The 26,781-nt window shown below is 63.3% G+C and carries 24 protein-coding genes; 8 read left to right on the top strand and 16 right to left on the bottom strand.

What is annotated here, in order from left to right; all coding sequences use genetic code 11:
* Window positions 1–121: 121 nt before the first annotated feature.
* Entirely contained in the window at window positions 122–1,651 is a 1,530-nt protein-coding gene (locus tag GHK24_RS05385; RefSeq protein ID WP_153470084.1) for an RHS repeat-associated core domain-containing protein, read from the top strand.
* A 39-nt stretch (window positions 1,652–1,690) separates the two neighbouring features.
* A complete protein-coding gene (locus GHK24_RS05380) occupies window positions 1,691–2,044 on the top strand; it encodes a hypothetical protein (RefSeq protein ID WP_153470081.1) in 354 nt (117 codons plus the stop codon).
* Here GHK24_RS05380 and GHK24_RS05375 read toward each other — a convergent pair.
* Entirely contained in the window at window positions 1,988–2,704 is a 717-nt protein-coding gene (locus tag GHK24_RS05375; protein ID WP_153470078.1) for an MgtC/SapB family protein, read from the bottom strand. The two genes, GHK24_RS05380 and GHK24_RS05375, sit on opposite strands and share 57 nt — an antisense overlap.
* 359 nt (window positions 2,705–3,063) lie before the next feature.
* On the opposite strand from GHK24_RS05375, the gene GHK24_RS05370 reads away from it, so the two are divergent.
* From GHK24_RS05370 to GHK24_RS05360, 3 genes are all read left to right on the top strand, one after another.
* Window positions 3,064–3,333, top strand: a complete 270-nt coding sequence (locus GHK24_RS05370) for a metal-sensing transcriptional repressor (RefSeq protein WP_153470075.1) — start codon at window positions 3,064–3,066, stop codon at window positions 3,331–3,333.
* A 110-nt stretch (window positions 3,334–3,443) separates the two neighbouring features.
* Complete coding sequence (locus GHK24_RS05365) at window positions 3,444–3,935, top strand: EamA family transporter (protein WP_153470072.1); 492 nt, start codon at window positions 3,444–3,446, stop codon at window positions 3,933–3,935.
* A 203-nt stretch (window positions 3,936–4,138) separates the two neighbouring features.
* Window positions 4,139–5,575: a DHA2 family efflux MFS transporter permease subunit gene (locus GHK24_RS05360; protein ID WP_340666111.1), complete on the top strand. Its 1,437-nt coding sequence runs from the start codon at window positions 4,139–4,141 to the stop codon at window positions 5,573–5,575.
* 56 nt (window positions 5,576–5,631) lie between these two features.
* On the opposite strand, the gene recQ is transcribed toward GHK24_RS05360, so the two are convergent.
* From recQ to GHK24_RS05320, 8 genes are all read right to left on the bottom strand, one after another.
* Window positions 5,632–7,485 (bottom strand): DNA helicase RecQ, encoded by a 1,854-nt coding sequence (gene recQ, locus GHK24_RS05355; protein ID WP_153470066.1) that lies wholly within the window; start codon window positions 7,483–7,485, stop codon window positions 5,632–5,634.
* Window positions 7,482–8,444, bottom strand: coding sequence for a TerC family protein (locus tag GHK24_RS05350; RefSeq protein WP_153470062.1), 963 nt, complete (start codon window positions 8,442–8,444; stop codon window positions 7,482–7,484). The genes recQ and GHK24_RS05350 overlap by 4 nt, the downstream gene beginning before the upstream one ends.
* Before the next feature lie 8 nt (window positions 8,445–8,452).
* On the bottom strand, window positions 8,453–8,674 hold the full coding sequence (locus GHK24_RS05345; RefSeq protein ID WP_153470059.1) for a hypothetical protein: 222 nt from the start codon (window positions 8,672–8,674) through the stop codon (window positions 8,453–8,455).
* A 295-nt stretch (window positions 8,675–8,969) separates the two neighbouring features.
* Window positions 8,970–9,704 carry a UDP-2,3-diacylglucosamine diphosphatase gene (locus GHK24_RS05340; protein WP_153470056.1) on the bottom strand — a complete coding sequence of 245 codons (735 nt, stop codon included), beginning with the start codon at window positions 9,702–9,704 and terminating at the stop codon, window positions 8,970–8,972.
* Between the two features lie 12 nt (window positions 9,705–9,716).
* Window positions 9,717–10,208, bottom strand: a complete 492-nt coding sequence (locus tag GHK24_RS05335; RefSeq protein WP_167681361.1) for a peptidylprolyl isomerase — start codon at window positions 10,206–10,208, stop codon at window positions 9,717–9,719.
* 15 nt (window positions 10,209–10,223) lie between these two features.
* On the bottom strand, window positions 10,224–10,787 hold the full coding sequence (locus GHK24_RS05330) for a peptidylprolyl isomerase (protein WP_153470053.1): 564 nt from the start codon (window positions 10,785–10,787) through the stop codon (window positions 10,224–10,226).
* Entirely contained in the window at window positions 10,787–11,989 is a 1,203-nt protein-coding gene (locus GHK24_RS05325) for a L,D-transpeptidase family protein (RefSeq protein ID WP_153470050.1), read from the bottom strand. Before GHK24_RS05325 ends, GHK24_RS05330 begins: the two co-directional genes overlap by 1 nt.
* Window positions 11,989–13,119 carry a nuclear transport factor 2 family protein gene (locus GHK24_RS05320; protein ID WP_153470046.1) on the bottom strand — a complete coding sequence of 377 codons (1,131 nt, stop codon included), beginning with the start codon at window positions 13,117–13,119 and terminating at the stop codon, window positions 11,989–11,991. Before GHK24_RS05320 ends, GHK24_RS05325 begins: the two co-directional genes overlap by 1 nt.
* Before the next feature lie 249 nt (window positions 13,120–13,368).
* Here GHK24_RS05320 and cysS point away from each other — a divergent pair, with 249 nt between their 5' ends.
* Window positions 13,369–14,748: a cysteine--tRNA ligase gene (cysS, locus tag GHK24_RS05315; protein WP_153470043.1), complete on the top strand. Its 1,380-nt coding sequence runs from the start codon at window positions 13,369–13,371 to the stop codon at window positions 14,746–14,748.
* 100 nt (window positions 14,749–14,848) lie between these two features.
* Here cysS and GHK24_RS05310 read toward each other — a convergent pair whose 3' ends face one another.
* From GHK24_RS05310 to hrcA, 7 genes are all read right to left on the bottom strand, one after another.
* Window positions 14,849–16,006 carry an ABC transporter substrate-binding protein gene (locus GHK24_RS05310; protein ID WP_153470039.1) on the bottom strand — a complete coding sequence of 386 codons (1,158 nt, stop codon included), beginning with the start codon at window positions 16,004–16,006 and terminating at the stop codon, window positions 14,849–14,851.
* Between the two features lie 175 nt (window positions 16,007–16,181).
* Window positions 16,182–17,303: a molecular chaperone DnaJ gene (dnaJ, locus tag GHK24_RS05305; protein WP_153470036.1), complete on the bottom strand. Its 1,122-nt coding sequence runs from the start codon at window positions 17,301–17,303 to the stop codon at window positions 16,182–16,184.
* A gap of 62 nt (window positions 17,304–17,365) precedes the next feature.
* Window positions 17,366–19,285 (bottom strand): molecular chaperone DnaK, encoded by a 1,920-nt coding sequence (dnaK, locus tag GHK24_RS05300; RefSeq protein ID WP_153470033.1) that lies wholly within the window; start codon window positions 19,283–19,285, stop codon window positions 17,366–17,368.
* 82 nt (window positions 19,286–19,367) lie between these two features.
* Window positions 19,368–19,925: a nucleotide exchange factor GrpE gene (gene grpE / locus GHK24_RS05295; RefSeq protein WP_153470030.1), complete on the bottom strand. Its 558-nt coding sequence runs from the start codon at window positions 19,923–19,925 to the stop codon at window positions 19,368–19,370.
* 138 nt (window positions 19,926–20,063) lie between these two features.
* Entirely contained in the window at window positions 20,064–21,674 is a 1,611-nt protein-coding gene (locus tag GHK24_RS05290; RefSeq protein WP_153470027.1) for a methyl-accepting chemotaxis protein, read from the bottom strand.
* 210 nt (window positions 21,675–21,884) lie between these two features.
* The gene (gene hemH, locus GHK24_RS05285; protein WP_153470024.1) at window positions 21,885–22,988 is read right to left on the bottom strand and encodes a ferrochelatase; all 1,104 of its coding nucleotides are present in this window, start codon (window positions 22,986–22,988) and stop codon (window positions 21,885–21,887) included.
* On the bottom strand, window positions 22,988–24,016 hold the full coding sequence (hrcA, locus tag GHK24_RS05280) for a heat-inducible transcriptional repressor HrcA (protein WP_153470021.1): 1,029 nt from the start codon (window positions 24,014–24,016) through the stop codon (window positions 22,988–22,990). Before hrcA ends, hemH begins: the two co-directional genes overlap by 1 nt.
* Window positions 24,017–24,078: 62 nt before the next feature.
* On the opposite strand from hrcA, the gene GHK24_RS05275 reads away from it, so the two are divergent.
* Window positions 24,079–25,002, top strand: coding sequence for an NAD kinase (locus GHK24_RS05275; protein WP_153470017.1), 924 nt, complete (start codon window positions 24,079–24,081; stop codon window positions 25,000–25,002).
* A 39-nt stretch (window positions 25,003–25,041) separates the two neighbouring features.
* Entirely contained in the window at window positions 25,042–26,706 is a 1,665-nt protein-coding gene (recN, locus tag GHK24_RS05270) for a DNA repair protein RecN (protein WP_153470013.1), read from the top strand.
* Window positions 26,707–26,781: the final 75 nt, after the last annotated feature.

Genomic DNA, 26,781 nt, shown 5'->3' with positions numbered 1-26,781 from the left:
GTCCTATGTCGCTGGGGTAGCGGTAACGAATGGGCAGGCGCTGGGCATCGACAGCGCGGTCGCTTTCCCGGTGGCGCGACCAGGGAGATTTCGCCATGCGCATCATTGATCCTTCGCGCCCTTGTTTTCTTTACCCATCACGGCGAAGCCTCCGCTTCGTTTGCGTGCTTGTCAGCCTCGCCGTGGCTGGACCGGTGTCAGCCGGAAGCTTCTCACCAAGACGACCTACCAAGGCAGCACGACGAACTACGTCTACAACGCGGCCAACCGGCTGGTGATGTTGCAGAACCCCGACTACACCCAGGTCGATTACCAGTACGACCCGGCGGGAAGGCTGCTCAGCCGCGTCACCGCCAATGGCGCACGGATGACACAACAGTTTGATGCCAATGGCTGGCTAACTCGGCTGGATCAATACGACGCCACCAACGCCCTCGTTTCTAGCACCACCTACACGCGCGACCGGGTGGGCAACATCACCGGGCAGACCGACGCCAGCGGCACGACCACCTTTGCCATGGATGCGCTGTACCGCCTGACCCAAGCCGACTACCCCGGCGCGGCCAACGATGAACTGTTCAGCTATGACAAGGTGGGCAATATCAAGACCACCACCAAGGGCAGCCTGACAGCCAATGCCAACACCCGTTACTACAACTACACGGCAGGCACCAACCGGCTGGCGGAGATTCGCATCGGCGGTACGAGTGGCACGCTGGAAAGCAGCTTCACGAATGACTTTGAAGGACGATTGACCAACCAGACCGGCGTCGGGGCCAAGACCCTCACCTGGGACGCCAAGGGCAGAGTCAAGACCGTCGGAGGCGAAACCTACCGCTACGACCCGATGGACTACCGCATTGGACGCAGGGGAGGGAGCCTGGGTAATCGCGACTACTTCCTTGAGGGCGAGCACCTGGAGTCGGAGTACGCTGGCGGCCAGCTGCAGGCCAGGTACTTCCGGGGCAGCGGCGTCGATGAGCTGGTCGCCGCCTGGATGTACGACAGCGACAGCAAGTTGCAGCCTTTCCTGTTCCATCACGACCACGTGACGAGCGTGACGGCGGTGTCGGGACACAACGGGGGTACGACGCAGAGCGTGAAGTACAGCGCGTTCGGCGTACCGCAAAGCACCACCGGTAGCAGCCCCAATCGGCTGAAGTATACGGGCCGCGAAGAAGATGGCACGGGGCTATATTACTACCGGGCGAGATATTACGATCCCCAGATCGGGCGGTTCGTGAGTGAAGACCCTATCGCCTTTGCCTCCGGGGACATGAGCTTCTATGTCTACGGATCGAATAACCCGGTCAACTTCAACGACCCGAGTGGCCTGACCAATCTGTTGCAGTATCTGGAAAGGGGTGTCCGGGTCATCAACAAAGCCCTGGATGTTCATCCAAAGACTGGCGTGGCGTTCAAGGAAGGATTCCCGGACTTCTCTCAGCAGGCCATCAAGGAGGTTAAGGTCGGCAACCTGACGGGTACGGAAAAGGATTTTGCACTCGCAGATCGAGCCGCGGGCTACTCAGCGACAAACCCGAGACCCGGCGACTTCACCTGGCACCATGTTCAAGACGGTCAGACCATGCAGCTCGTCCCGACGTCTGTCCATCAACAAACCGCGCACACTGGCGGCTCGGCATGGTGACGTTCCCGGGGATTTTCGGACCATCTAAAGCTTGAGAAGATGAAGACGCTGAACGTCGCCGGCAGGACCGAGACCTACACCTACGACAGCCTGGGCCGCAAAAAGACCGAAACCCTGAAGCGCCGCGCCAGCCCGACCAATGCCGCGCTGATCGACCTGACGACGAGCTACGACTACGACGCCCTGGACCGCATCGTCAAGGCCACCGATGCCCTGGGCAACGAAGTCCTCAACAGCTATGACGCCAACGGTCAGTTGTGGAAGGTCATCCTTGGCTCACGGCGCACACTATGCGCGGGACGCGCCGGCAGCAACCCACTTTCGCCCATCTCCCGCCTACTCCGTCGTACTCGGACTCCAGAACGCCTGACTGACGCAGTCGAGGGCGCTTAAGGTACGCACCAGTGCTTCGATTTCGTTGCCGTCGACCGAGGTGGCCGTCAGCACTGCCTCAATTTCCACGGCGTCGTCACCGAAGGCGTGCATGACGAGATCACTGGTTTGGTGGCCGGCTTTTTCCAGGGCGAGTTCGAGTTGGCGCAGGGCTTCTTTCTGGTGTGCGCGCGAGGCGATGACGTAGACGGTATTGGTGATTTCCACCGCCGTCGTATCGAGCGGCTGCTGGTTGATGCGGTTGACCACTGGGCGCAGCAGCGTATTGGACGCCAGGATGAAGAGGCTGCCGAGCACCGCCTCAAGAATCAGGTCAGCGCCGGCGCAGGCGCCGATTGCCGCCGAACCCCAGAGGGTGGCGGCGGTGTTGAGCCCGCGGACGTTGCCCTCTTCGCGCATGATGACGCCAGCGCCGAGAAAGCCGATTCCTGAGACGACGTAGGCGACGACGTGCACCGCGCCGTCGTGGCCGCTCAGCCGATTGGCCATGTCGACGAAGATGGCGGCGCCGACGGCGACCAGTACGTTGGTCCGCAGGCCAGCGGTGCGTTGGCGGTATTGCCGCTCAAGGCCGATCAGGCCGCCGAGAACGAAGGCGGTGGTCAGGCTGATGGTGGTGTCGGCAAGCGACACCAGATTGATGTTTTGAATGAATTCCATGATGGCTTCCTGCTGCCTGCCGTGGTGGGCAGAGCGCGTGCAGATCTCCGGCAGCGGACTGGCGTGCGCTTGCCGCCGTCGGGCGAAGGCGTGCCAGCGAACCGCCCGGAGCGGTCTGCGACTATCAAAAGGGAAGCAGCAAGACAGGCCGAGAACCGGCCGTGTCGACACCGCTACCCGCCGTTGCGGCAGGGTAGCGTTCGGGCATTACCCTCCGGTTACCTTGCCAGTGTGGGGCCGATGCAAGATCGTCCACTGGAACTGTCCACAGAGGGAACTCCGAAAAAGATGACGGCGAAATCTATCACTCGCGCAGAGGCTTGGCAATATCCTCCCCGGGGGGATAGGATGGCGGCGCCATGAGCAAAAACGCGACCCACCCCGACGTTCTCAAACGACTCAAGCGCGCGCACGGTCATCTGAAGAGCATCATCACCATGCTCGAAGACGATCGCGCCTGTCTTGAGATCGCGCAGCAACTCCTCGCCGTCGAGAAGGCAATCGGCAACGCCAAGCGAGCGTTGGTGCATGACCATATCGATCACTGCTTGGAGCGCTCGGTGAGCGACGGCGACCTGTCGGCCGATGCGGCGATTCAGGAGTTCAAGGAAATTACGAAGTACCTGTAGGAAGTCGCGCCGGGGAGCGCTCGCCGAATGAGGGGCGCTGCGCCCTCCATGCGCGGCGGAGTGTCGCCAATGTCTGCGGCGAGAGTGTCTGAACGGCCAGGAGCTTTCCCATGAACTATTTTTCTTCGTGGCAGGCGTTCGCCTTGGGCTCGGCGTTTTTTGCGGGGTTGACTGCGATCTTCGGCAAGCTCGGTGTCGAGGGGCTAAACGCCAATCTGGCGACGCTCGTTCGCACGTTTGTGGTCATGGCGATGACCGCCGCCATCGTCAGCATGCGTGGCGAGTGGGTCTGGCCCCGCGACACGACGCCGCGTGCCCTCGCATTTCTCGTCGCGTCCGGCGTGGCGACGGGCTTGTCCTGGCTCTTGTACTACCGCGCCTTGCAGATGGCGCCAGCCTCGCTCGTCGCGCCGATCGACAAGCTCAGCGTGGTATTCGCCATCGTTCTCGCGCTGGTCTTTCTCGGTGAGGCACTTACGTGGCGACTGGCCATCGGCGCCACCCTGATTGTCGCCGGCGTACTGGTCTTGGTCTGGCCGGCGGGTGAGCCGGCGAGTACGAAGCCCAGTTTGCTGTCGCCGAAACTGCCGCCGCAGAACTGAGCGGCTACCGGTAAACGCACGTACCGCGAGGCGTTCGGATTGCCGGCGCTGGACGATGGGTTGAGCCAACCGAGCGACGTTTTCATTCCGTTACCGTCTGCATGCCGCGTGTGGAGGACAATTCCGGGGTGGGCGCCTGTGATTCACGCATGGCCCCTACGCAACCCCTACATTGCCCGACGGAGTTTCCGCTTTTGTCCTACGTGTCTCTTCTGCCTCGCGCCCAGACGCTCGAGGCGCTGTCGCAACGCTACGGCCAGCGTTACAAATGGCTGGTGTTGCTGGTGATCGGGCTGGGGACGGTGGCGGGGGTGTTGTGCACCTCGAGTTTCAACGTCGCGGTGCCGGCGATGACGCGTCACTTCGGGCTTGGTCAGGCGCAGGTGCAATGGGCCATGACGGGATTCATGGCGGCAATGACCGTCGCCATGCTGCCGACTTCGTGGCTGCTTGATCGCTTCGGCTTTCGCCGCGTTTTTTTGCTCTCGCTGGCAACGCTTGCCGTCGCCAGCGTTGCCGGCTTCTTCGCGCCGACCTTTCCGCTGGTGGTGTGCGCGCGCGTCGTGCAGGGGGCGGCGGCCGGCGTTTTGCAACCGATGGGGATCCTTGCCCTGATGCGCCTCTTCAGCCCCGAAACGCAGGGGCGGGCGTCGGGGATTCTTACGCTGAGCATTGCTTCCACGCCGGCGATTGCGCCTGCCCTGGGCGGCGTCCTGCTCGATGCGTTTGGCTGGGAGACGATCTTTCTGCTCGGCCTGCCGTTTTGTCTGGTGGCGGCTGTTGCGGCGCTGTATCTGCTGCCGCTGCCACGGCCGGCCGTGGCGAAGCGCTTCGACTGGTTTGGCGTGAGTTGGCTTACGCTGGCGACGATCTTGCTGATCGAGGGCGTGTCGAGTCTGCAACACAGTGGCCTCGCCTCGGCGTGGACCTGGGGGCAATTTGGCTTCGCGACGCTGGCGCTGCTGCTTTTTGTCCGGCACGCCCGACGCCACGCCGCGCCAATCATCAATCTGCAGTTGTTCGGGCGGCGGACCTTCACCATGGGCACCATCGTTTCGTTTGCCTACGGTTTCGGCCTCTACGCTTCGACGTATCTCATTCCCGTGTTTTTGCAGAACGCGCTGGCGTATTCCGCTTCGGCGGCCGGTATGGCGTTGGTCCCCTCCGGCATCGCGCTGGTCCTCACCCTGCCGGTGGCCGGACGCATGGCGGATCGCTATTCGCCAAAATGGATCACCCTCGCCGGATTGCTGCTCTTTGGCGCTTCGTTCCTGATCTTTGCTGTCCTTGGCGGCGGCATCGAGCATAAGGAGATGATCGCCAGCACCGTCATCGGGCGCATCGGCCTGGGGCTGATCCTGCCCGCGCTCGGTATCGCCACCATGCGCAATCTGGCTGCGCACCAGCTCGGGCAGTCCTCGGTTGTCATCAGCTACGCCCGGCAGATTGGCGGTGTGATGGGCATTGCCATCATCGCGGTCTTCATTCAGTGGCGCGAGCTGGTCTACGGGCAGGAGGCGCCGGGCCTCTATACGGCGTATGCGCAGGGATTTTTATTGCTGACGGGCATCCTGCTGCTGGCCTCCGTCGCTGCCGCGCTCATGAAGAACGAGCCGGCAAAGGCGATGTCAGAGCGCTGAGCAGTCGGCGGGGGGGGGCAGGCGAGTCGTCAGCGGGCTGGGGTGTTGCGGCGCGCTCACGCCGCCGGGTGCCTGCCGATCAGTACGAGAACGTCAGCTCCGTAGCGTTCCGCCTTGGCAACGCCGATGCCGGGTACGTCGAGCAGGCTGTCGGCGTCGGTGGGGCGTAGCACGGCGAGTTCGCGCAGCGTGCGGTCGTGCAGGATGACGTAGGCGGGAACGCCCTGTTCACGGGCTTTGTCGGCGCGCCATTGGCGCAGGGCGACAACGAGCGGATCGCTGTCGTGTTCGCTACCGGCGGTATCGCCACGGCGTTCGTTGCTGCCGCCGCTGCGGCGGGCGCGGCGTGCCTGTGGGCGGCGCAGCATCAGTTCGCGTTCGCCGCGCAGCACCGGCCGCGCGCTTTCGGTCAGCACGAGCGCGCCAAAGGCGCTGGCGTCGGCTTCGAGCAGACCGGCGGCGAGCAACTGCCGGAAAACCGAGCGCCAGGTGGCGTCGTCGAGGTCGGCGCCAACACCGAACGTCGGCAGCGATTCGTGTCCGTGCTGCGTCATTTTTTCGGTCGTCTTGCCGCGCAGGAGGTCGATCAGGTGGCCGGTGCCGAAGCGCTGGCCGGTGCGCAGGACGGCCGACATGGCCTTGCGCGCGGCGACGGTGGCGTCCCAGAGTTGGGGCGGGTCGAGGCAGACGTCGCAGTTGCCGCAGGGCTCGGCGGCTTCGCCGAAGTAGTTGAGCAGCGTCACGCGCCGGCATTGCGCGCTTTCGCAGAAACCGAGCATGGCGTCGAGCTTTTGCCGCTCGACGCGCTTTTGCTCGTCATCGGAGGCGGATTCGTCGATGCGCTGGCGATGGATCACGACATCGTTGAGGCCGTAGGTCATCCACGCTTCGGCGGCATCGCCGTCGCGGCCGGCGCGGCCGGTTTCCTGATAGTAGGCTTCCAGCGTTTTCGGCAGGTCGAGGTGGGCGACGAAGCGTACGTCGGGCTTGTCGATGCCCATGCCGAAGGCGATCGTCGCCACCATGACGATGCCGTCCTCGCGCAGGAAGCGCTGCTGATGCTTGGCGCGTGTCGCCGTCTCCAGACCGGCGTGGTAGGGCAAGGCCTTCACGCCCTGTGTCGTCAGCCATTCGGCGGTGTCGTCGACCTTCTTGCGCGACAGGCAATAGACGATGCCCGCCTCGCCGCGCCGTCCGGCGAGGAAGTCGAGCAGCTGCCGGCGCGGGTTGTCGCGCTCGACGACGGTATAGCGGATGTTCGGCCGGTCGAAGCTGGAGACGAAGATGCGTGCGCTGTCGAGACCGAGGCGGACGACGATCTCCTCGCGCGTCAGCGCGTCGGCGGTGGCGGTGAGCGCGATACGCGGCGTCTGCGGGTAGCGCTCGTGCAGGCGCGACAGCTGGATATACTCGGGGCGGAAGTCGTGTCCCCACTGCGACACGCAGTGCGCCTCGTCGATGGCAAAGAGCGCCAGCCGACCGCGTTCGGCGAGCGTGTCGAGCAGACCGATGAAGCGCTCGGTGAGCAGGCGCTCGGGGGCGACGTAGATCAGGTCGAGCTCGCCGCGCATCAGCCGCCGCTCTGTGTCGACGACGGCGTCGAAATCCAGCGTCGAGTTGAGGAAAGCCGCGCGCACGCCAGCCTGCAACAGCGCATCGACCTGATCCTGCATCAGCGCGATCAGCGGCGAGACGACGACACCGACGCCCTCGCGCAGCAGCGCGGGGATCTGGTAACAGAGCGACTTGCCGCCGCCGGTCGGCATCAGCACCAGCGCGTCGCCGCCACCGACGACATGTTCGATGATCTCGGCCTGCCGGCCGCGAAAAGCCGGGTAGCCAAACACGCGTTGCAGGATTTCCTGAGCCGGCGTGCGCGCGGCCTCGGCGGGTACTGCGGACATACTCATTCCTTCGACTGGCCCTCGGCGGGTGGGCGCAGCAGGGAGGCGACCACCGCGATGGCGATGATGATGGCGACAACCGCGAGGGCGGCGAAGACCGGAATCTTCACCCACTCGACGATCAGCATCTTGCTGCCGATGAAGACGAGGACGAACGCCAGCCCGTATTTGAGCAAGTGAAAGCGTCCGGCAAGGTCGGCAAGGAGAAAATAGAGCGCACGCAGACCCAGTACCGCGAAAAGGTTCGAGGTCATGACGATGAAGGGATCGGTCGTGATGGCGAAGATCGCCGGGATCGAGTCGACGGCGAAGATCACATCCGTGACGGCAATCAGCATGACGACGACGAATAGCGGCGTGTACTGACGCAGCCCCCCTTCACGCAGCCACAGCCGGTCGCCGTGAAAGGCGGGCGTGATTGCCAGATGCCGACGCATCCAGCGCAGGACCGGGTTCTTTTCGAGGTCGGGCTCGTGCTCGGCGGCGAAGAGCATCTTGCCGCCCGTCAGCAGCAGGAAAGCGCCGAAGAGATAAAGCAGCCAGTGAAAGCGCGCCACCAGCCAGGCGCCGATGAGGATCATCACCGCGCGCAAAAGCACGGCGCCGATGACGCCGAGGATCAGCGCGCGCTTTTGCTGTGGCGGCGGCACGGCGAAGGCGGTGAACAGCATCAGGAAGACGAAGATATTGTCGACCGACAGCGACTTCTCGATCAGATAGCCGGTGAGAAATTCCGTGGTTTTCAGCGTCGCGAGTTCTCGGCCGCTGCTGTAGTCGAGCCACAACCAGAGCAGCCCGGCGAAGGCAAGCGCCAGCCCCACCCACAGCGCCGACCAGGAGAGCGCTTCGCGCACGCCGACCACATGCGCGCCGCGCCGGTCGAGGCTGACGAGATCGATGGCGATGGCGATGACGACGAAGGCGGCAAAGCCGGCCCACATCCAGACGTTGGCGATTCCGTCCATGGCTTGGCTCAGTAGCGGACCGACGAGGCTGCCGCACGGCGCGGCGCGGCATCAAGCGGCGCTTCGCGTCGGTATTCGCCCTCGAATACGCGCCCCGAGGCCGTGGTGTGCTGCCGGCTGGCCTCCGCGCGCACGCCTTGCTGCGCGGCGAGTAGGCGCGGCAAGACACGGCCCAGCAGCCGGAGGAGGTGTACGGCGATGAAGAGGCGCAGCGATGAAGGGGTTTGCATGGGGCGGCTCCTTGGCGAAAAGTGAGGAATCAACGCGCACCTTCGCCGGCGCCGGTCGTAAACGGAAAAGACCTTTGCCGGGGCGGCAAAGGTCTCGCTTGCAAACCGTGTGCCGTGCGCAGACTTGCCTCGCGCCTGACATGGCGTGGCGCACTCAAATCTGGCGCGACGCCCGGTTTGCCCACAACACCGGGGAAGATTCACTTCCCGTCCTGACGATGTTGCGGTCCAGCTACTCCCCTTTGTGGGATGCGTGTCGGGCAATCTACCGAAAGCCGGGGCGACGGTCAATGATTCAGTCGAGCGCGTGGCGGCTCAGCCGGCCAGCGTCGTAGCGGACATACTCGCCGCGCGCTGCCGTCCAGTCCGCCAGCACCCAGCGTTCGACGATCTGGCCGTCGACCGAGAGCGTGTGCATCGCCGGGCGATGCGTGTGGCCATGGATCAGCGTCGGCAGGCTGTAGGCGCGCAGAAGCTCGATGGTGGCGGTGTCGGTGACGTCCATGAGTTCGCTCGACTTGTCGCGTTTGACGGTCTCGCTTTGCTCACGCAAGCCGGCCGCCAGCGCGCGTCGTTCTTGCAGCGGGCGGCGCAGGAATGCATGCCGCCAGACGGGATCGCGCACCTGGCGCCGGAACTGCTGGTAGTCGCCGTCTGCCGTGCACAGGGCGTCGCCATGGGCGAGCAGCAGTGGGCCGGAGGCGGTATTGAGTAGCGTCGGGTCGGCGAGAAGTGCTGCGCCGGCACGCCGGGCGAAGTCGTCGCCGAGCAGAAAATCGCGGTTGCCCGGCAGGATGCCGAGTCGTCCCCCCGCCTCGGTGAAGGCGCGCAGGGCGGCGAGGACGTTCGCCGCGAGGGGCTCGCCGGGGTCGTCGATGGCATCGTCGCCCAGCCAGGCTTCAAAGAGGTCGCCGAGGATGTAAAGCTCACCGGCGGCACGCGCCTCGCCTTCGAGGAAGGCAAAAAAGCGGCGCGTGATTGCCGGTGTCTGCGCCGAAAGGTGCAGGTCCGAAATGAAGAGGATCGACAACGAGGGCCCGCGTCAGCAGACTTCGGCGCGCTCGATCACGACGTCTTCTTTCGGTACGTCGTCATGGAAACCGGAACGACCGGTCTTGACCTTGGCGATGGCGTCGACCACTTCGGTGCCGGCGACGACCTTGCCGAAAACACAGTAGCCCCAACCGTTGGCGTTCGGTGCCTTGAAGTTGAGGAAGTCATTGTCCGTGACATTGATGAAGAACTGGGCGCTGGCCGAGTGCGGGTCGGAGGTGCGCGCCATGGCGATGGTGTAGCAGTCGTTCTTGAGACCGTTGTCGGCTTCGTTCTTGATCGGTGCACGCGTCGCCTTTTGCTTCATGCCGGCTTCAAAGCCGCCGCCCTGAATCATGAAGCCGTCGATGACACGGTGGAAAATCGTGCCGTCATAGTGGCCGGCTTCCGCGTAGGCGAGGAAGTTGGCGGCCGTTTCCGGCGCCTTCTCGGCGTCGAGTTCGAGAGCGATGACGCCGTGGTTGGTGTGCAGTTTGATCACAGGTTTTCCTTTTTTTCAGGGGAGAATTTTGGCCGAACGGATAACGACGTCTTCTTTCGGCACGTCCTCGGCGAAGCCGACGCGGCCGGTTTTCACCTTGGCGATGGCGTCGACGACTTCGCTGCCGGCGACGACCTTGCCGAAGACGCAGTAGCCCCAGGCATCCGGCGTCGGTGCGCGGTAGTTGAGGAAGGTGTTGTCGTTTACGTTGATGAAGAATTGCGCGGTTGCCGAGTGCGGGTCGCCGGTGCGGGCCATGGCGACGGTGTAACGCTCGTTGCGCACTCCGTTGTTGGCCTCGTTCTTGATCGGTGCGCGCGTCTTCTTTTGCTTCAGGCCCGGCTCAAAACCGCCGCCCTGAATCATGAAACCGTCGATGACGCGGTGAAAGATGGTGCCGTCGTAAAAGCCATCGCGCGCATAGGCGAGGAAGTTGTCGACCGTTGCCGGCGCACGGGCGGCGTCGAGTTCGATGACGATGCGGCCGAGGTTCGTTTGCAGTTCGACTTTCGGCGCGGCAACGGCGCTGCTGACGGCAACGACGAAGCCGCAGGCGAGGGCGATGAGGTGGCGGAGCATCAGGCAGATCCTTCGTAGATGATTTTCCAGGCGCCGTCTTCACGAATCCAGTACTGACGTTTGCGCATTTCGTTGGAAAGGTTGTTGCTGCGGTAGTCCTGATCGAAAGTAACGACGACGAATTCTTCTTTGCCGGGGTTACGGAAAATCGATGGATTGAGGAGGCGGACCTTGATCCATTCCTTGCCGGCATTGACCTGGCGCTTTTGCTGGGCGAACTGCTCCAGCGATTGACTGCCCGCCTGGAAGCGCTTCGAGTAGTGGCTCAGGTAGCGGTTGATGTCGCGGCTTTCCCAGTCGGTGCGCCATTCTTCGATGGCGCGCGTCAGGGCGGTGCGCTCGGCTTGCCAGTCGTCGAGCGACAGCCATTCGATCGAGTTGCTGATGATCACCGGCGTCAGGCCAATTTGCAGATTCTTCGACAGCGCGGTGAGGTCGGCGTTGGTGAGGACGACGCAGCCGTCGGAGGCCTTCGGCGGGCGCGAGTAGGTGTTCGAGGGCGTGCCGTGCAGCCAGATGCCGTGACCGCTGCGACCCTGGCGACGGTCCCATTCGTTCGGGTAGTCGAGCGGGTAGGCACCGATGCCATACAGATCGCCGATGCGCTGCGCTGGCAGGCTGGAGGTGACGTGATAGACGCCGATGGGGGTCTTCTTGTCGCCTTCGCGGGTCTTCTCGGTGCCGAGCTTGCCGTGGGTGATGTAGTAGTCGGCGACGAAACGCGGACGCCCACCGTTGGCAATGTCGTTCTGGTAGAGGTACAGCCGCGACTTCGCCGTGTCGACGACGATGGCGAACTTCTGATCGGCCTGCATCTGCAAGAGATAGCGCGGCACATAACGGGTTTGCGGCTTGTCGCGGTAGGCCTTCAGGCGGACGATGGCCTCATCGCGCAAATCGTCCAGCCGATCCTTCGGCGCATTGCTGGCCGCGCCGAAGGTCTGGATCGGTTTGCTGCGCGCGAGGAGCAGGTCGCCCTTGATCAGGTGGGCGAGGCGGAAATTGGGGTATTGGCTGAGCAGCGCGTCGGTTTTTTTTGCCGCGTCATCAAGGCGGTTGGCTTCAATGTCGGCAAGGATGCGCGTCAGTTGGGCTTCGGGTCCGGCGTCGCTGGCGCTGCTTGGCGTGGCTGCCTGGGCGACGGGTAAAAGAGACAGCGCGCCGGCACCGATCAGTGCCAGCGCCAAGAGGATTTGCCGCATTAGCCGATACGTTCCTGCTGGATCAGCCACTTGGCGCCGGAGCGAACCAGAACGACGGTCTTCATGGCCGAAGACTTCAGCGAAGCGGAGCGATAGAACTGCCGGAAGCGCACCGTCGCCTTGTCGCCATTGAGCGTGACGCGCACGTCTTCAACCGAGACCTGAAGCTTGCCCGGCTTGTCGATGCGCTGCGCACGCTCGGCTTCCCACTCTTTGCGCGAGACGCCGTTCGGCGTCTGGAAGTCGCTGGCGTAGTAGCCCAGGTACGCCTTCACGTCCTTGCGCGCCCACGCGGCGGCCCAGCCTTGCAGGGCGCGGTTGATGTCGTTTTCGGCGGTATTGGCGTCGCTACGGGCCGGGGTGGCCGGGCGGCTTTCCGCAGCCTTTTCGACCGTCTTCTCCGGTGCTTTCACCGCCGGTTTTTCGATGACGGCCGGTTTGGCGGGGGCGGGGGCGGGCAACGGTGCGACAGGTGCCGGCGGCGCGGTGCGGGTGGTCGTGTCAGTCGCAGCAACGCGCACTGGCTCGGCCGCCGGGCGCGCGGTGGCCGTCGGTTTGACGCCGGGCTTGCCGGAGGTGCTGATCAGTTCGCGAATGAGCGAGAGCTTCGACTGCGCCGTCGTGTTCGAGGAATCGATCTGCAGTGCCTTGTCGTAGGCCTGGCTGGCGAGCTTGGCGTAGATGTCGCCGAGGTTCTCGTGCGCGACGGCGTAAGACGGGTGCGTGCGGATCGCCATTTCGAGCGCCGTGCGGGCCTTGTCGTACTGCTTTTGCTGGGCGTAGAGAACGGCCAGATTGTTGTAGGGCTCGGGCAGTTCCGGATAGTCCTCGGTCAGTCGCGTAAAGGTCGCGATGGCATCGGCGGAGCGGCCCATCTCGGTGAGGATGACGCCGCGCAGGAAACGGCCTTGCGCATCCTTCGGCTTTGACGAGAGGTAGCTGTCGACCTTTTCAAGCGCCTGAGGGAATTGTCCCTGACGCAGCATGCGTTGAGCATCGGGAAGGTCGTCAGCGAACGCGAACGGCGCGGCCACGCTCAGGCACAGACCAACGAGGAGGGCAGAGAGCGGGCGGGAAAGACGGCTGGGCAGGGGGCGTACGGCGCGTGCCGTCGGGAAGGCGGGGGGCATCGGTATGGTATACTTTGCCAGTAAAATAGACGAAAAAGTCGGTGTAATCAGGCCTTAAAGGTATTTCAAAGCACCGCGGAAAGGCCCGTTAAACCGACGCTGCGCTGCGGCGGAAGTGGCGTGAAAATGCCACGCTGATCGTGCCGGAGGGTACATCTTAGCCGGCGAATTCTAGCAAGAAGCGCGTCGAATCCCAAATATTCCACATGCCCGGCAATGCGTTGCGGGGCGCTTGGCGAGTTCCAGAAGATGCTGAAGATTTTCAATTCCCTGTCGAGGGAAAAGCAGGATTTTGTCCCGATTGAGGCTGGCAAGGTCCGTTTGTACGTCTGCGGGATGACCGTCTACGACTACTGCCACCTCGGGCATGCGCGTGTGCTGGTGGTCTTTGATGTGGCGCGGCGCTGGTTGCGCGCCAGCGGTCTGGATGTGGTGTATGTGCGAAACATTACCGACGTGGACGACAAGATCATTCGTCGCGCTGCCGAGAACGGTGAGTCAATCGCTGAACTTACCCAGCGTTTCATCGGTTTCATGAATGAGGATGCGGCAGCGCTGTCGGTGGAGCCGCCCGATGTTGAGCCGCGCGCGACGGCGTATGTGCCGCAAATGATTGCGCTGATCCGTACGCTCGAAGAGAAGGGGCTGGCCTATCAGGCAAGTGACGGCGACGTGAATTTCGCGGTGCGTAATTTCCCCGGTTACGGACGCCTGTCGGGCAAGTCGCTCGACGATTTGCGTGCCGGCGAGCGGGTCGAGATCGCTTCGGCGAAGCGCGATCCGCTCGATTTCGTCTTGTGGAAGCGTGCCAAGCCGGGCGAGCCGTCCTGGCCGTCACCTTGGGGAGAGGGGCGTCCGGGCTGGCACATCGAATGTTCGGCGATGAGCTCCGACCTGCTCGGTGCGCATTTCGACATTCATGGCGGCGGACAGGATTTGCAGTTTCCGCATCACGAGAACGAGATCGCGCAGTCCGAGGGCGCGCATGGCGGCGTCTTCGTCAACTACTGGATGCACAACGGCTTCGTGCGGGTCGACGAAGAAAAGATGTCGAAGTCGCTGGGCAACTTCCTGACGATTCGCGACATCCTGAAAAAATACGATGGCGAAGTGGTGCGCTTCTTCATCCTGCGGGCGCACTACCGTAGCCCCTTGAACTACGCCGATGTGCATCTCGACGATGCCCGTCAGTCCCTGTCGCGGCTCTACACGGCGCTGCGCGGTCTGCCTCCGGGCGCGGCGGACGCGGTGCCGGACTGGCAGGAGCCATACGCGCAGCGCTTCCGGCAGGCGATGGATGATGATTTCAACACGCCTGTCGCCTGTGCCGTGCTCTTCGATCTGGCGGCCGAGCTGAACCGGACGCGTGCGCCCGAGCTGGCGTGCCAGTTGCGGGCCTTGGGCGGCGTGCTCGGGCTCTTGCAGCGCGATACCGAGACCTTTCTGCAAGCCGGGCCGGCGGCGGCCGACGAGTTGGGCGCCGCCGATATCGAGGCGCTGATTGCCGAGCGTGCCGCTGCCAAGGCCGCCCGGAATTTCGCCGAGGCAGACCGCGTACGCGGCGTGCTGCTGGCCGCTGGCGTCATCCTCGAAGACAGCGCGCAAGGAACTCGCTGGCGCCGCGGTTAGGCGCTTGGTCGGTCGCCGCGTGATGTGCTCTGTAATGCGCTCACGCGGCACTTGCCGCTCAACTCGCGTGAACCGCCCGTCGGCGGCGGAAACCGCTGTCTCAGTGCAGGACGCGGCCGCCGTTACCGACGACGGTGAGGTCGACAAAGTGCGAGCCGCTGTGGTCGCGTGGCGAGTAGCTGATGTGATAACCGCCCAGGTCGAGGTTCTGCATGCTTTCGAGGCTGCCGATCAGCTTTTCGCGGCTGAGGTCGCGGCCGCTTTTGCGCAAGGCGTCGATCAGCGTGCGTGCCATGATGTAGGCCTCCAGACCGTAATACGAGGGACGCGCGCCCTTCGCCAGCAGCCGCTGGTATTCGCGCACCACCGGCGTTACCTCGTTCCACGGGTAGGGCATGACCTGCGAGATGCCGATGCCGCGCGCGTCGTCTCCCAGTTCGCGAACCAGCAGATCCGCGCCAACGGGCGACAGGGTGACGAACTGCGGGTTTTGTCCGAGCTTTTTCATGTGCCGAACGAAGGCGGCCGTCGGCTTGTACAGCGCGACCATGATCACGGCTTGCGGATTGGCTTGGGCGACTGCCTGGGCAGCGGCGCCAACGTCCAGTGAATTGCGCTCGACGGCGCCGGCGGCGACGGTCGTCAGGCCGCGTTTGCGCAGCGCGCTGGCAATGCCGTCCAGACCCGAGGTGCCGAAGGCGTCGTTCTGGTAGAGGACCGCGATCCGATTCAGGCCGAGCGATGTGAGTTGGCCGATGATGGCCTCGCACTCGTCCGCGTAGCTCGCGCGCGTGTTGAAGACATAGCGGTTGTTCGGGTGGGTTTTTGGCGACTGGCGGATCGCGTCGCTGCCGGAGATCGCGCCGACCAGAGGGACACCCGCCGGGCCGAGCACCTCGTTCACCGCCGCCTGGGTGGTGCTGGAGCCATAGGAGGCGATGAGACCAAAGACCTTTTTTTCTTCGACCAGCGCACGCGCGTTGGCGACGGCCCGCTCGGTTTCGTAGCCGTCGTCCAGCGCAACGAGTTGCAGCTTGCGACCGTGGATGCCGCCGCTGGCGTTGATCTGCTGAAAGTAGGCGGCGATGATGTCGCGCATTTCCACGCCGTAGGCGCCGTTTGGCCCCGAGAAAGGCGCACTCATGCCGAAGTTAAGTGTTGTCGGATCGACCGCTCCGGCGCCGGCGGCGAGGCTCGGAGTGCTAGTGCCGGTGAAGGTCAGAAGGCTGGTGGCAATGAGGATGAAGCGGCGCAACATGGTCAGTCGTCCTGAGTAAACACGGGGGCTGCTGGCGGGTGCGCTGGCATGATGGCAGTGCTGGGTATCGTTTGTATACGGGCACAAAAAAAGGGCGCCGTGAGTGGGCGCCCTTCTTTCAGTGCGGAAATGACAAAGAAGTAAATCCAAATGCGCGATTGAATTGCCTGCGTGCTTAGCTGGCCGCGAAGAAGCTGCGCACGCGATCCATCCACGATTTCGCACGCGGGTTGTGGTGGCCGGAGTTGGAGCGGCTCGATTCCTCCAGTTCGCGCAGCAGTTCGCGCTGACGCTCGGTGAGATTAACCGGCGTTTCGACGACGACATGGCAGAGCAGGTCGCCGTGCGCATGGCTGCGTACGCCCTTGATCCCCTTGCCGCGCAGGCGGAAGACCTTGCCCGATTGCGTTTCCATCGGGATCTTCAGCTTGGCGACGCCGTCGAGCGTGGGAATCTCGATTTCACCGCCAAGCGCCGCCGTCGTGAAGCTGACCGGCATTTCGCAGTGCAGATCGTTCTGCTCGCGCTGGAAGACCGAGTGCGCTTTCAGGTGAATCTGTACGTAGAGGTCGCCCGGTGGCCCGCCATTGACGCCGTGCTCGCCTTCGCCGGAGAGACGAATGCGATCGCCTTCATCGACCCCGGCTGGGATTTTGACGGCCAGCGTCTTGTGCTGCTTCACCCGGCCGGCACCGCTGCACTGCGGGCAGGGTTCGGGGATGATGCGCCCGGTGCCGTGGCACTTCGGGCAGGTCTGCTGAATCGAGAAGAAGCCTTGCTGCAAGCGCACCTGACCATTGCCCTGACAGGTCGGGCAGGTCTTCGACTGCGTGCCGGGCTTGGCGCCCGAGCCGTCGCAGTGTTCGCAGACCTCCATGGTCGGGATGCGAATCTTGGTTTCGGTGCCGAAGGCCGCTTGCTCAAGCGAAATTTCGAGGTTGTAACGCAGATCGGCGCCGCGATAGATGTTCGAGCGACCGCCACCGCCACGGTTGCCGCCAAAAATCTCGTCGAAGATACCGCCGAAGGCGTCGGAGAAACCGCCGCCACCGCCACCCATGCCCGCCTGCTGGTCAACGCCGGCGTGGCCGAATTGATCGTACGCGGCACGCTTTTGCGCGTCGGAAAGAACCTCGTAGGCTTCCTTCGCTTCCTTGAACAGCTCTTCGGCCTTGGGGTTGTCCGGGTTGCGGTCCGGGTGGAACTTCATGGCCTGCTTGCGGTAGGCCTTCTTGATCTCGTCCTCGCTGGCGTCGCGGTTGACGCCAAGAGTCTCGTAGTAGTCGCGTTTAGCCATGGAATCCTGGGCGCTTGTGGGCGAAAGGCGGAATTATACGTCCCGCCTTTCGCCATCCGGTTTTACTTCTTGTCTTTGACTTCGGTGAATTCGGCGTCGACGACGTCGCCTTCATCCTTCTTCGCTTCCGCGCCGCCCGCCGGAGCTTCTCCGGCCTGCGCCTGCTGCTTGGCGTAGACCTTTTCGCCGAGCTTCTGGGCAGCGGCGGAAAGCGCTTCGGTCTTCGCCTTCAGCGTTTCCAGATCGCTGTCGCGGATGGCTTCTTCGGCTTCCTTGACGGCGGTTTCCAGCGAGGCCTTTTCTTCGTCGGAGAGTTCGGCACCGTATTCGGTGAGCGACTTCTTCACCATGTGAATCGTCGAATCGCACTGATTGCGGGCGTCGGCAAGTTCATGTGCCTTGCGGTCTTCTTCCGCGTGCAGTTCGGCGTCCTTCACCATGCGTTGAACTTCGTCCTCGGACAGACCGGAGGAGGCCTGAATCTTGATCTTGTTTTCCTTGCCTGTGGCCTTGTCCTTCGCCGAAACGTGCAGGATGCCGTTGGCGTCGATGTCGAAGGTCACCTCGATCTGCGGCATGCCGCGCGGTGCCGGCGGGATGTCGGAGAGGTTGAATTGGCCGAGGCTCTTGTTGCCGGAGGCCATTTCACGTTCGCCTTGCAGGACGTGAATGGTCACCGCCGACTGATTGTCGTCCGCCGTCGAGAAGACCTGGCTGGCCTTGGTCGGGATGGTCGTGTTCTTCTGGATCAGCTTGGTCATGACGCCACCGAGCGTCTCGATGCCGAGCGACAGCGGTGTCACGTCGAGCAGCAGCACATCCTTGACTTCGCCCTGCAGAACGCCACCCTGAATGGCCGCACCAACAGCGACGGCTTCGTCGGGGTTCACGTCCTTGCGCGGTTCCTTGCCGAAGAACTCCTTCACCTTGTCTTGCACCTTCGGCATGCGCGTCTGGCCGCCGACGAGGATGACGTCGTCGATGTCGGTGATCTTCAGGCCAGCGTCCTTCAGCGCGGTACGGCACGGGGCGATGGTGCGCTCGACCAGTTCGTCGACGAGCGATTCGAACTTGGCGCGCGTGATCTTCAGCGCCAGGTGCTTCGGGCCGGAGGCGTCAGCGGTGATGTAGGGCAGGTTGATTTCGGTTTGCTGGCTCGAGGAGAGTTCGATCTTGGCCTTTTCCGCCGCTTCCTTGAGACGTTGCAGTGCGAGGACGTCGCTCTTCAGATTGACGCCGGATTCCTTCTTGAATTCATCGATGATGTAGTCGATCAGGCGTTGGTCGAAGTCTTCGCCGCCGAGGAAGGTGTCGCCATTGGTCGACAGCACTTCGAACTGATGCTCGCCGTCGACTTCGGCGATTTCGATGATCGAGACGTCGAAGGTGCCGCCACCGAGGTCATAGACGGCGATTTTCTTGTCGCCCTGTTTCTTGTCCATGCCGAAAGCGAGCGCCGCGGCGGTCGGCTCATTGATGATGCGCTTGACTTCGAGGCCGGCGATGCGGCCGGCGTCCTTGGTCGCCTGGCGCTGGCTGTCGTTGAAGTAGGCCGGCACGGTGATGACCGCTTCGGTGACTTCTTCGCCGAGGTAGTCTTCGGCAGTCTTCTTCATCTTGCGCAGCACTTCGGCGGAGACTTGCGGCGGCGCGATCTTGCCGTCGCGCACCTCAACCCATGCGTCGCCATTGTCGGCCTTGAGAATCTTGTAGGGCATCAGCGAGATGTCCTTCTGCACTTCCTTTTCGTCGAAGCGGCGACCGATCAGGCGCTTGACGGCAAACAGCGTGTTCTTCGGGTTGGTGACGGCCTGACGCTTGGCCGGCGCGCCGCAGAGGATTTCGCCGTCTTCGGCGTACGCGATGATCGACGGCGTGGTGCGCGCGCCTTCCGAGTTTTCGATGACCTTCGGAACGCCACCCTCCATGACGGCGACGCAGGAGTTGGTCGTGCCGAGGTCGATGCCGATGATTTTGCCCATTTCAGAATCCTTTCAGTATTTTTGCGGTATTGGGTCGGATGCAGTGCCGGATGCCTCGAAGATGAGGCTCATGGCCGGAATTTCAAGCCTTGGCGCGCGCGACAACGACAAGTGCCGGCCGCAGCACGCGGTCGCCCAGCAGATAGCCCTTTTGCAGCACGGAAATCACCGTGTTCGGCTCGGCGTCGGACTCGACCATGCTGATCGCCTGATGGCGGTGCGGGTCGAATTTCTGACCTTGCGGGTTGATGTCGTTGAGGCCATTTTTTTCGAAGGCGGAGATCAGTTGCTTGAGCGTGAGTTCACAGCCTTCCTTCATGGTCTCGATGCTCGGCGTCTCGCTGGACAGCGCTGCTTCGAGGCTGTCGCGCACGGCCAGCAATTCGCCGGCGAACTTGTCGACGGCGTAGCGCGAGGCCTTGGCGATGTCTTCCTGTGCGCGACGACGCACGTTTTCGGTTTCGGCCTTGGCACGCAGCCAGGCGTCGTGATGTTCGCTGGCCTTCAGTTCGGCCTGGCGAATCGCCTCTTCGAGCGAAGGCGTGACGTCAGCGGAGGCTGCGTGCGCGTTGGTGGATGCGTCGCTGGCGGTTTGGTCGCCCGTGTCGGGAGTGGGGTTTTGCGTATCGGATGCTTGCATTGTCGGCGGTCTCCAGAAAAACCCCGCTGAAGTGGGGGTGTTTCACAGACTTTCAAGTGCCGACAGCGAGTTTTCGGAGGTGCCGCGCAACGGTGCGCGGCACCCGTCCGTTTGCCCGACGAAGCCGGGCAGAGTTGCCTAGACCTTGAAGCGACCGACGGTCGATTGCAGACCTTCGGCCAGGTCTTCGAGCGATTGCGCGGCCGCGGCCGTTTGCTCGACGGCGACGTTGTTTTCCTTCGCCATGGCGGCGATGGACTCGATGCTTTCGGCGACTTCGCCGGAAACACGCCGTTGCTCTTCGGTTGCGGCGGCGATGGCGTCAAGACCGCGGCCGACTTCGGCCACCGAGCCGTTGGCCGCCTTGAGGATGTCGGCGACGCTGTCGACGGTCTTCTGGCTGGAGGCGATGTGGTCAAGTCCTTCGCCAATTGCGCGTTTGACGGCGACCGATTGCGCCGACAAGGTCTCGGTGATGACGTCGATCTGGCTGGCGGAGCTGGCCGATTTTTCGGCGAGTTTTCGCACTTCGTCGGCAACAACCGCGAAGCCACGCCCGGCTTCACCGGCACGCGCCGCCTCGATGGCCGCGTTCAGCGCCAGCAGGTTGGTCTGCTCGGCGATGCCCTTGACCTCTTGCGTCATCTTGTTGATGTCTTCGGTGTTCTTGACGAAGTCACCCACCGAATTGGCCATCAGTTTCACGGCTTGTTCAACGTCGCCCATTTCCTTGAGCAGTTGCTTGAGGCTCTGATCGCCTTCGTTGGCGCGGCGCAGGCTGTCCTGCGAAAGCTCCTTGACGTCGTCGGCGCTCTTCGAGATCGAGGCAATGCTGCCGACGAGGTTTTCGACGGCGGACGAGGCCATGATCGATTTTTCGTTCTGCTGATGCGAGCCCGTTTCCACCTTGCGCGAGGCGACGGCGAGGTCTTGTGCTTGCGACGAGACATGTTCGGCCGACTTGCTCACCTGGCGCACGAGGCCGTTGAAGTTCTCCATCATTTCGTTGAAGATCGCCGCCGTCTGGCCGATTTCGTCCTGGCCTTTGACCGGGAGGCGCCGCGTCAGGTCGCCTTCGCCACGGGCGATGTCCTGCAAACCGGCCTTCAGCGACTCGAGCGGCTTGGTCACGAGGCTGCGCGTCAGGAAGTAGATGACGAAGAGCAGTAGCAGACAGACGCCCGCCGCCGCCAGCGCGATCTTCATGCGGAAGGTCGCCACTTCCTGATCGACCGAGTCGAGCGAGATTTTCATGCTCACCACGCCCAGCTGCGTACCTTCCGGGACGAGGTGGCACATGATGCAGTTTTTGCCGAGGTAGTTGCTGGAGGCGCGCACGGGGTTGACGATGCGCAATACCTGCCCGTCGCCGTCGGGGATCACTGCGGAGTAGGCGATGCCGTCTTTCAGCACGCGCTTTTCAAGCTCGTCGGGTTCGCGCGTTGCCTTGGTGTCGGGGCCGAAACGATCGATGACCGCTTGGCCGCGTCCGACGAACAGCTCTTTCACGACGGACAGTTGCTTGATCTGGTCGAGGAAGATTTCGCGATCACCGATGGTGCCGGTGATCATCATGCCGGTCAGGCCGGCCATGGTCATTTCGTGGATGCTCTTCGAGAAATCCTCGGCCTGGCTGATGGCCGTCTCGCGATTGACCTGGCTTTCCCAGGCGATCATGGCGGTCCAGACGATGACCAGCACAAACCAAATGGCGGCGGTCAGGCGCACCCAGATCTTCCAGTTTTTCATTGCGTACAACCCCCGTGGGTGGTTGTTTGAGGATTCTCAGGCGCGATGACCACCCTTCAGCGCACCATTTTGGGGTGCCAAATTGTGCCACCAAGTACCATGCTGGAGCAAAGAAAAACTGAGGAAAAACAGGGCGACGCCGGGTGCAGCGAGCGGTCTGTGGTGTTTCTGCCGTGTGCGGTTGAAATCCGCCTTGCTTGGACGTCGCGTCTAGCGTTTTGCTCCCATGCAACGCGCACGGCGCAGGCATTCGGCCATCTCTTCGCTCGATTGCGGGCCGCTGGTGGGCCAGCCTGACATGTGTTGCGTCGCGATCTCCGCCAGCGCACGTACCCAGTCGTCGCGCTCGTTGAGGCAGTGGATGAAGTGGAATTCTTCACCGCCGGCGGCGAGAAAGTCGTCACGCCCTTCCAGCGCGATTTCTTCGAGCGTTTCGAGGCAGTCGCTGACGAAGCCCGGGCAGATCACGTCGACCCGTTTGACATGCGCAGCGCCCAGAGCTTTCAGGGTTTCGGTCGTGTACGGTTCCAGCCAGGCCGAGCTGCCAAAGCGCGACTGGAAGCAGACGGTGTATTGGTCTTCGCGCAAGTCCAGTGCTTCGGCCAGAAGCCGGCTGGTCTTGTGGCATTCGCAGAAGGTCGTGTCGCCGACTTCGAGGGTTGAGCGCGGTACACCGTGGTAGCTCATGACGAGGCGGTAATCGTCGCCCGGTTGTCCATGCTTCGCCCAGTGTTCGCGGACGCTGGCAGCAAGGGCGGCGATGTAGCCCGGATGATCGGGATAGCTGCGCACGGTGCGCAGTTCCGGCAGGCTGCGGCAGAGTTGCGCCCAGGAGAAAGCGGTATCAAAGGCTGTCGCCGTCGTGCTCGCCGAGTATTGCGGGTAGAGCGGCAGCAGGAGAATGCGGTTGCAGCCTTCCTCCTTCAGGCGCGAGAGTACTTCCGGAATCGACGGCTGCCCGTAGCGCATGGCGTGGGCGACCCGGACTTTCATGCCAGCATCGTCAAGCAGCTTTTGCAGCGCCTGTGTCTGGCGCTGCGTGTGCACGCGTAGGGGCGAGCCTTCCTTCGTCCAGATCGCCTGATATTTCACCGCCGAACGCTGCGGACGATAGTTCAGGACGAGGCCGTTGAGGATCATCAGCCACAGCGGGCGCGAGGTTTCGACGACGCGCGGGTCGGAGAGGAACTCGCGCAAGTAGACGCGGACCGCCTTCGTCGTCGGCGCCTGCGGCGTGCCGAGATTGATCAGAAGAATGGCGGTATGCGAGGGGGCGTCATGCTTGACGGCGGGTTCGGTCATGTAGCGGGGCATCAGGAATGGGCCTGTTGGGTGAGGGCGGAGGATAGCAGGCGGGCAGTAATGTCGACGATGGGGATGACGCGCTCATACGCCATGCGCGTTGGTCCGATGACGCCGACCGAGCCGACGATGCGACCGTCGACTTCATACGGCGCGGTTACCACGCTGCATTCATCAAGCGGCGCGAGGCCCGACTCGCCGCCGATGAAAATTTGCACGCCGTCCGCCCGACTGGATAAATCGAGCAATTGCAGCAAGGCCGTGCGGTGTTCAAAGAGGTCAAACAACTCGCGCAGCCGCTTCATATTGGAGGTGAATTCCTCTATATCAAGCAGGTTGCGCTCGCCGGAGAGAATATATTCGGAGCCGCCTGCGCCCAGCGCTTCGTCGCCGGCGGCGAGCGCCACGGCCATGAGTCCGTGCAGATCGCCGCGCAGACGCGTGACTTCATCTTTCACATTGCGGCGGATTTCTTCGAGGTCGTGGCCGGCGAAATAGCGGTTGAGGTAATTGGCGGCGGTGGCGAGTTCGGAGGCCGAATAGGGGCGATCCGGGTTGATGATGCGGTTTTGCACGTCGCCGTCACCGGTGACGATGATCAGCAGGATGCGCGTCTCTGACAAAGCGACGAATTCGATCTGCCGGATATGGGGCGAGACGCGGCGCGGCGTGAGTACGACGCCCGCAAAGTGCGTCAGGCCGGAGAGCAGTTGTGAGGCATTGCTGATCAACTGCTGCGACGAAGACGGGTGCAGGCGCACCTCGATGGCTTCGATCTTGTCGCGCTCAAGCGGTTGGACGGTGAGCAGCGAGTCGACAAAAAACCGGTAGCCGCGCGGTGTCGGAATACGTCCGGCAGAGGTGTGGGGACTGGTGATGAAGCCGATCTCTTCGAGGTCGGCCATGACGTTGCGCACCGTCGCGGCGGAGAGTTCCAGACCAGAGTATTTGGAGAGCGCGCGCGAACCCACCGGCTGACCGTCGGCGATGTACCGTTCGATCAGGGTTTTCAGGAGAGTTCGTGAGCGTTCGTCCAGCATGGGGGCCGATTCTACAAAAAATGCCCCCTCCGCGGGGCGAGGCATGTGGTTTAATTCCAGCCATGACACAATTCCCGGCTCCCGCGTTTGCCGATTCACCGCGCGTACCGCGGAAGATGGCGCTGATCGGCAAGTTCCGCAGCCCGGAGATTGCCGCGTCGCTGGCAGGTCTTGCGCGTCATCTCACGGAGCGCGGCGTTGACGTCCTGATCGAGGCCGCCACCGCGTGTTCGGCGGCCGATGGCGCGCTTGCCGAATGGCCGGCGGGCGACTTCGATGCCATCGGTGCCTGGGCCGACGTGGCCATTGTGCTCGGCGGTGATGGCACCATGCTCGGTGCCGCTCGCCTCCTGGCGTCTTACGGCACGCCCTTGGTCGGCATCAATCAAGGGCGTTTGGGCTTCATGACGGATATCGCGCACAGCGAAATGATGCTGCGCGTGGATGACCTTCTGGCCGGGCGTTTCGTTCCTGAATCGCGCATGCTGCTGGAGGCCGAGGTGCGTCGCCATGGCGAGGTGGTCGGCGCCAGTCTGGCTCTGAACGAGGTGGTCGTCGACAAGGGCGCGGTCGGCCGGATGATCGAGTTCTCGCTCTTCATCGATGGCGAGTTCGTCTACAAGCTGCGTGCCGATGGCTTGATCGTTGCCACCCCCACCGGTTCAACCGCCTACTCGCTGTCGGCCAATGGGCCGATCCTGCATCCGCAGGTGTCCGGCATGACCTTGGTGCCGCTGTGTCCGCATGCGCTGACCAATCGCCCGGTGATCATCGGCGATAGCGCGGAACTCACGGTGCGCATCGAGCAGGCGACGGTGTCGCGTGTCCACCTTGATGGTCAGGTGACGTTCGACTTGCAGATCGGCGATCTGGTCTGCATCCGGCGTTCGTCGCACGCCATCTGTTTCCTGCATCCTCCGGGCTACAGTTACTTCGCCATGCTGCGCGAGAAACTGCACTGGAGCGAGCGGCCGCAAGACCTCTGACCGTCGCATTTTTTAGCTTTTTGATACGTCGCCACGACCATGCTCACCCGTCTGACGATTCGCGATTTTGTCCTCGTTGATCGACTCGATCTGGCACCCGCGCGCGGTTTCGGCACGCTGACGGGCGAGACGGGCGCCGGCAAGTCCATTCTCGTCGACGCCCTGGCTTTTGTCCTCGGCGAAAGGGCGGAGGCAGGCTTGGTGCGCGCCGGTGGCGAGCGGGCCGAGGTGACGGCCGAGTTCGATCTTGCCGCCTTGGCGACCGTTACAGACTGGTTGCGCGCCAATGACTTTGACGCGGATGAGGGCCTCCTTTTGCGGCGGGTGATGGACGCCGGCGGGCGCTCGCGTGCCTACATCAACGGCTCTCCCGCAACCTTGCAACAGTTGCGCGAGGTCGCCGAGGCGCTGGTCGATATTCATGGGCAGCATGCGCACCAGTCTTTGCTGCGTGCCGACGCACAACGCGCCCTGCTCGATACGCATGGCGATCTCGATGCGCTGCGCGGCGAACTCGGCGAGGCCTGGCGTGCCTGGCGTGCCGCCGAATCGGCACGTGCGGTCGCCGGTGAGAACGCCGAGGCGCTTGCCGCCGAGCGCGAACGCCTTGATTGGCAGGTCAGTGAGCTTGAACGGCTCGGTTTTGCCGGCGACGAGTGGAGTGCCCTCAATGCCGAGCACCGGCGCTTGGCGCACGCGACGAGTCTGATCGAAGGTGTGCGTGCAGCGCTCGATCTCGTGGCCGATGACGAGTCTGGTAGCGCCTCGCGCCTCGACTTGGCGGTCGAGCGCGTCGATGCGCTGCTGGACGTCGATCCCGCGCTGGCTGAAGCCGCGGAGCTATTACGCTCCGCGCAGGTCAATCTGAGTGAATCGACGTCCATACTGCGGCGTTATGCCGATCGGGTGGACATCGATCCGCAGCGTCTTGACGAGGTGGAACGCCGCATCGAGGCCACGCTGGATTGCGCGCGTAAATATCGGGTCACCCCGGAGGGCTTGCCGGCCTTGTTGGAGGTGGCCAAAAAACGCTTGGCCGAGATTGGCGAAACGACCGATCTGGCGGCACTCGACGCCCGCGTTGCGGCAACCCGGACGCGCTATGCGACGCTCGCGCAGCGTCTTTCCGAATCCCGCGCCACGGTGGCGGCTGCCTTGGGAACGGAGGTCAGCCGTGTCATGCAGCAGTTGGCCCTGGCCGGCGGGCGCTTCGAGGTGGCTTTGCTGCCGGTCTCGGGCGGCAGCGCCAATGGCGACGAACAGGTTGAATTTCGCATCGCCGGTCTCTCTGGCGGCGAAGCGCGCTCCTTGGCGAAAGTGGCGTCGGGCGGCGAGCTGTCGCGTATCAGCCTGGCGATTCAGGTCGTGACCAGTCAGGCGGCACGGGTGCCGACGCTGGTGTTTGACGAGGTCGACGTCGGCATCGGCGGCGGTGTCGCCGAAGTGGTCGGTCGCTTGCTGCGCGAACTGGGGCGCGAACGTCAGGTGCTGTGCGTGACCCACCTGCCGCAAGTGGCAGCGTGTGCCGACTGGCAGTGGCGCGTGCTCAAGGAAAACGATGCGTCTGGTGTGCGCAGTCGCCTCTTGACGCTTGATGCTTTGGGGCGTGTCGAAGAGATTGCGCGCATGCTGGGCGGCGTCGAAATCACCGCCATCACCCGTCAGCATGCCGAAGAAATGCTGACAACCGGCGCGACGGACTGACCTACGGGCAAGAGCGCAGCGTCTCGTCTACGATAGAAAGAGGGCGGCCCCGTGGCATCGGGGTGGCCGTTATCC

Origin of the sequence: Rhodocyclus gracilis, from assembly GCF_009617575.1 — a bacterium.
Classification (GTDB): Bacteria; Pseudomonadota; Gammaproteobacteria; order Burkholderiales; family Rhodocyclaceae; genus Rhodocyclus; species Rhodocyclus gracilis.
Note: the sequence above shows the minus strand (reverse complement) of the source record. Positions and strands in the feature narration are given on the sequence as shown.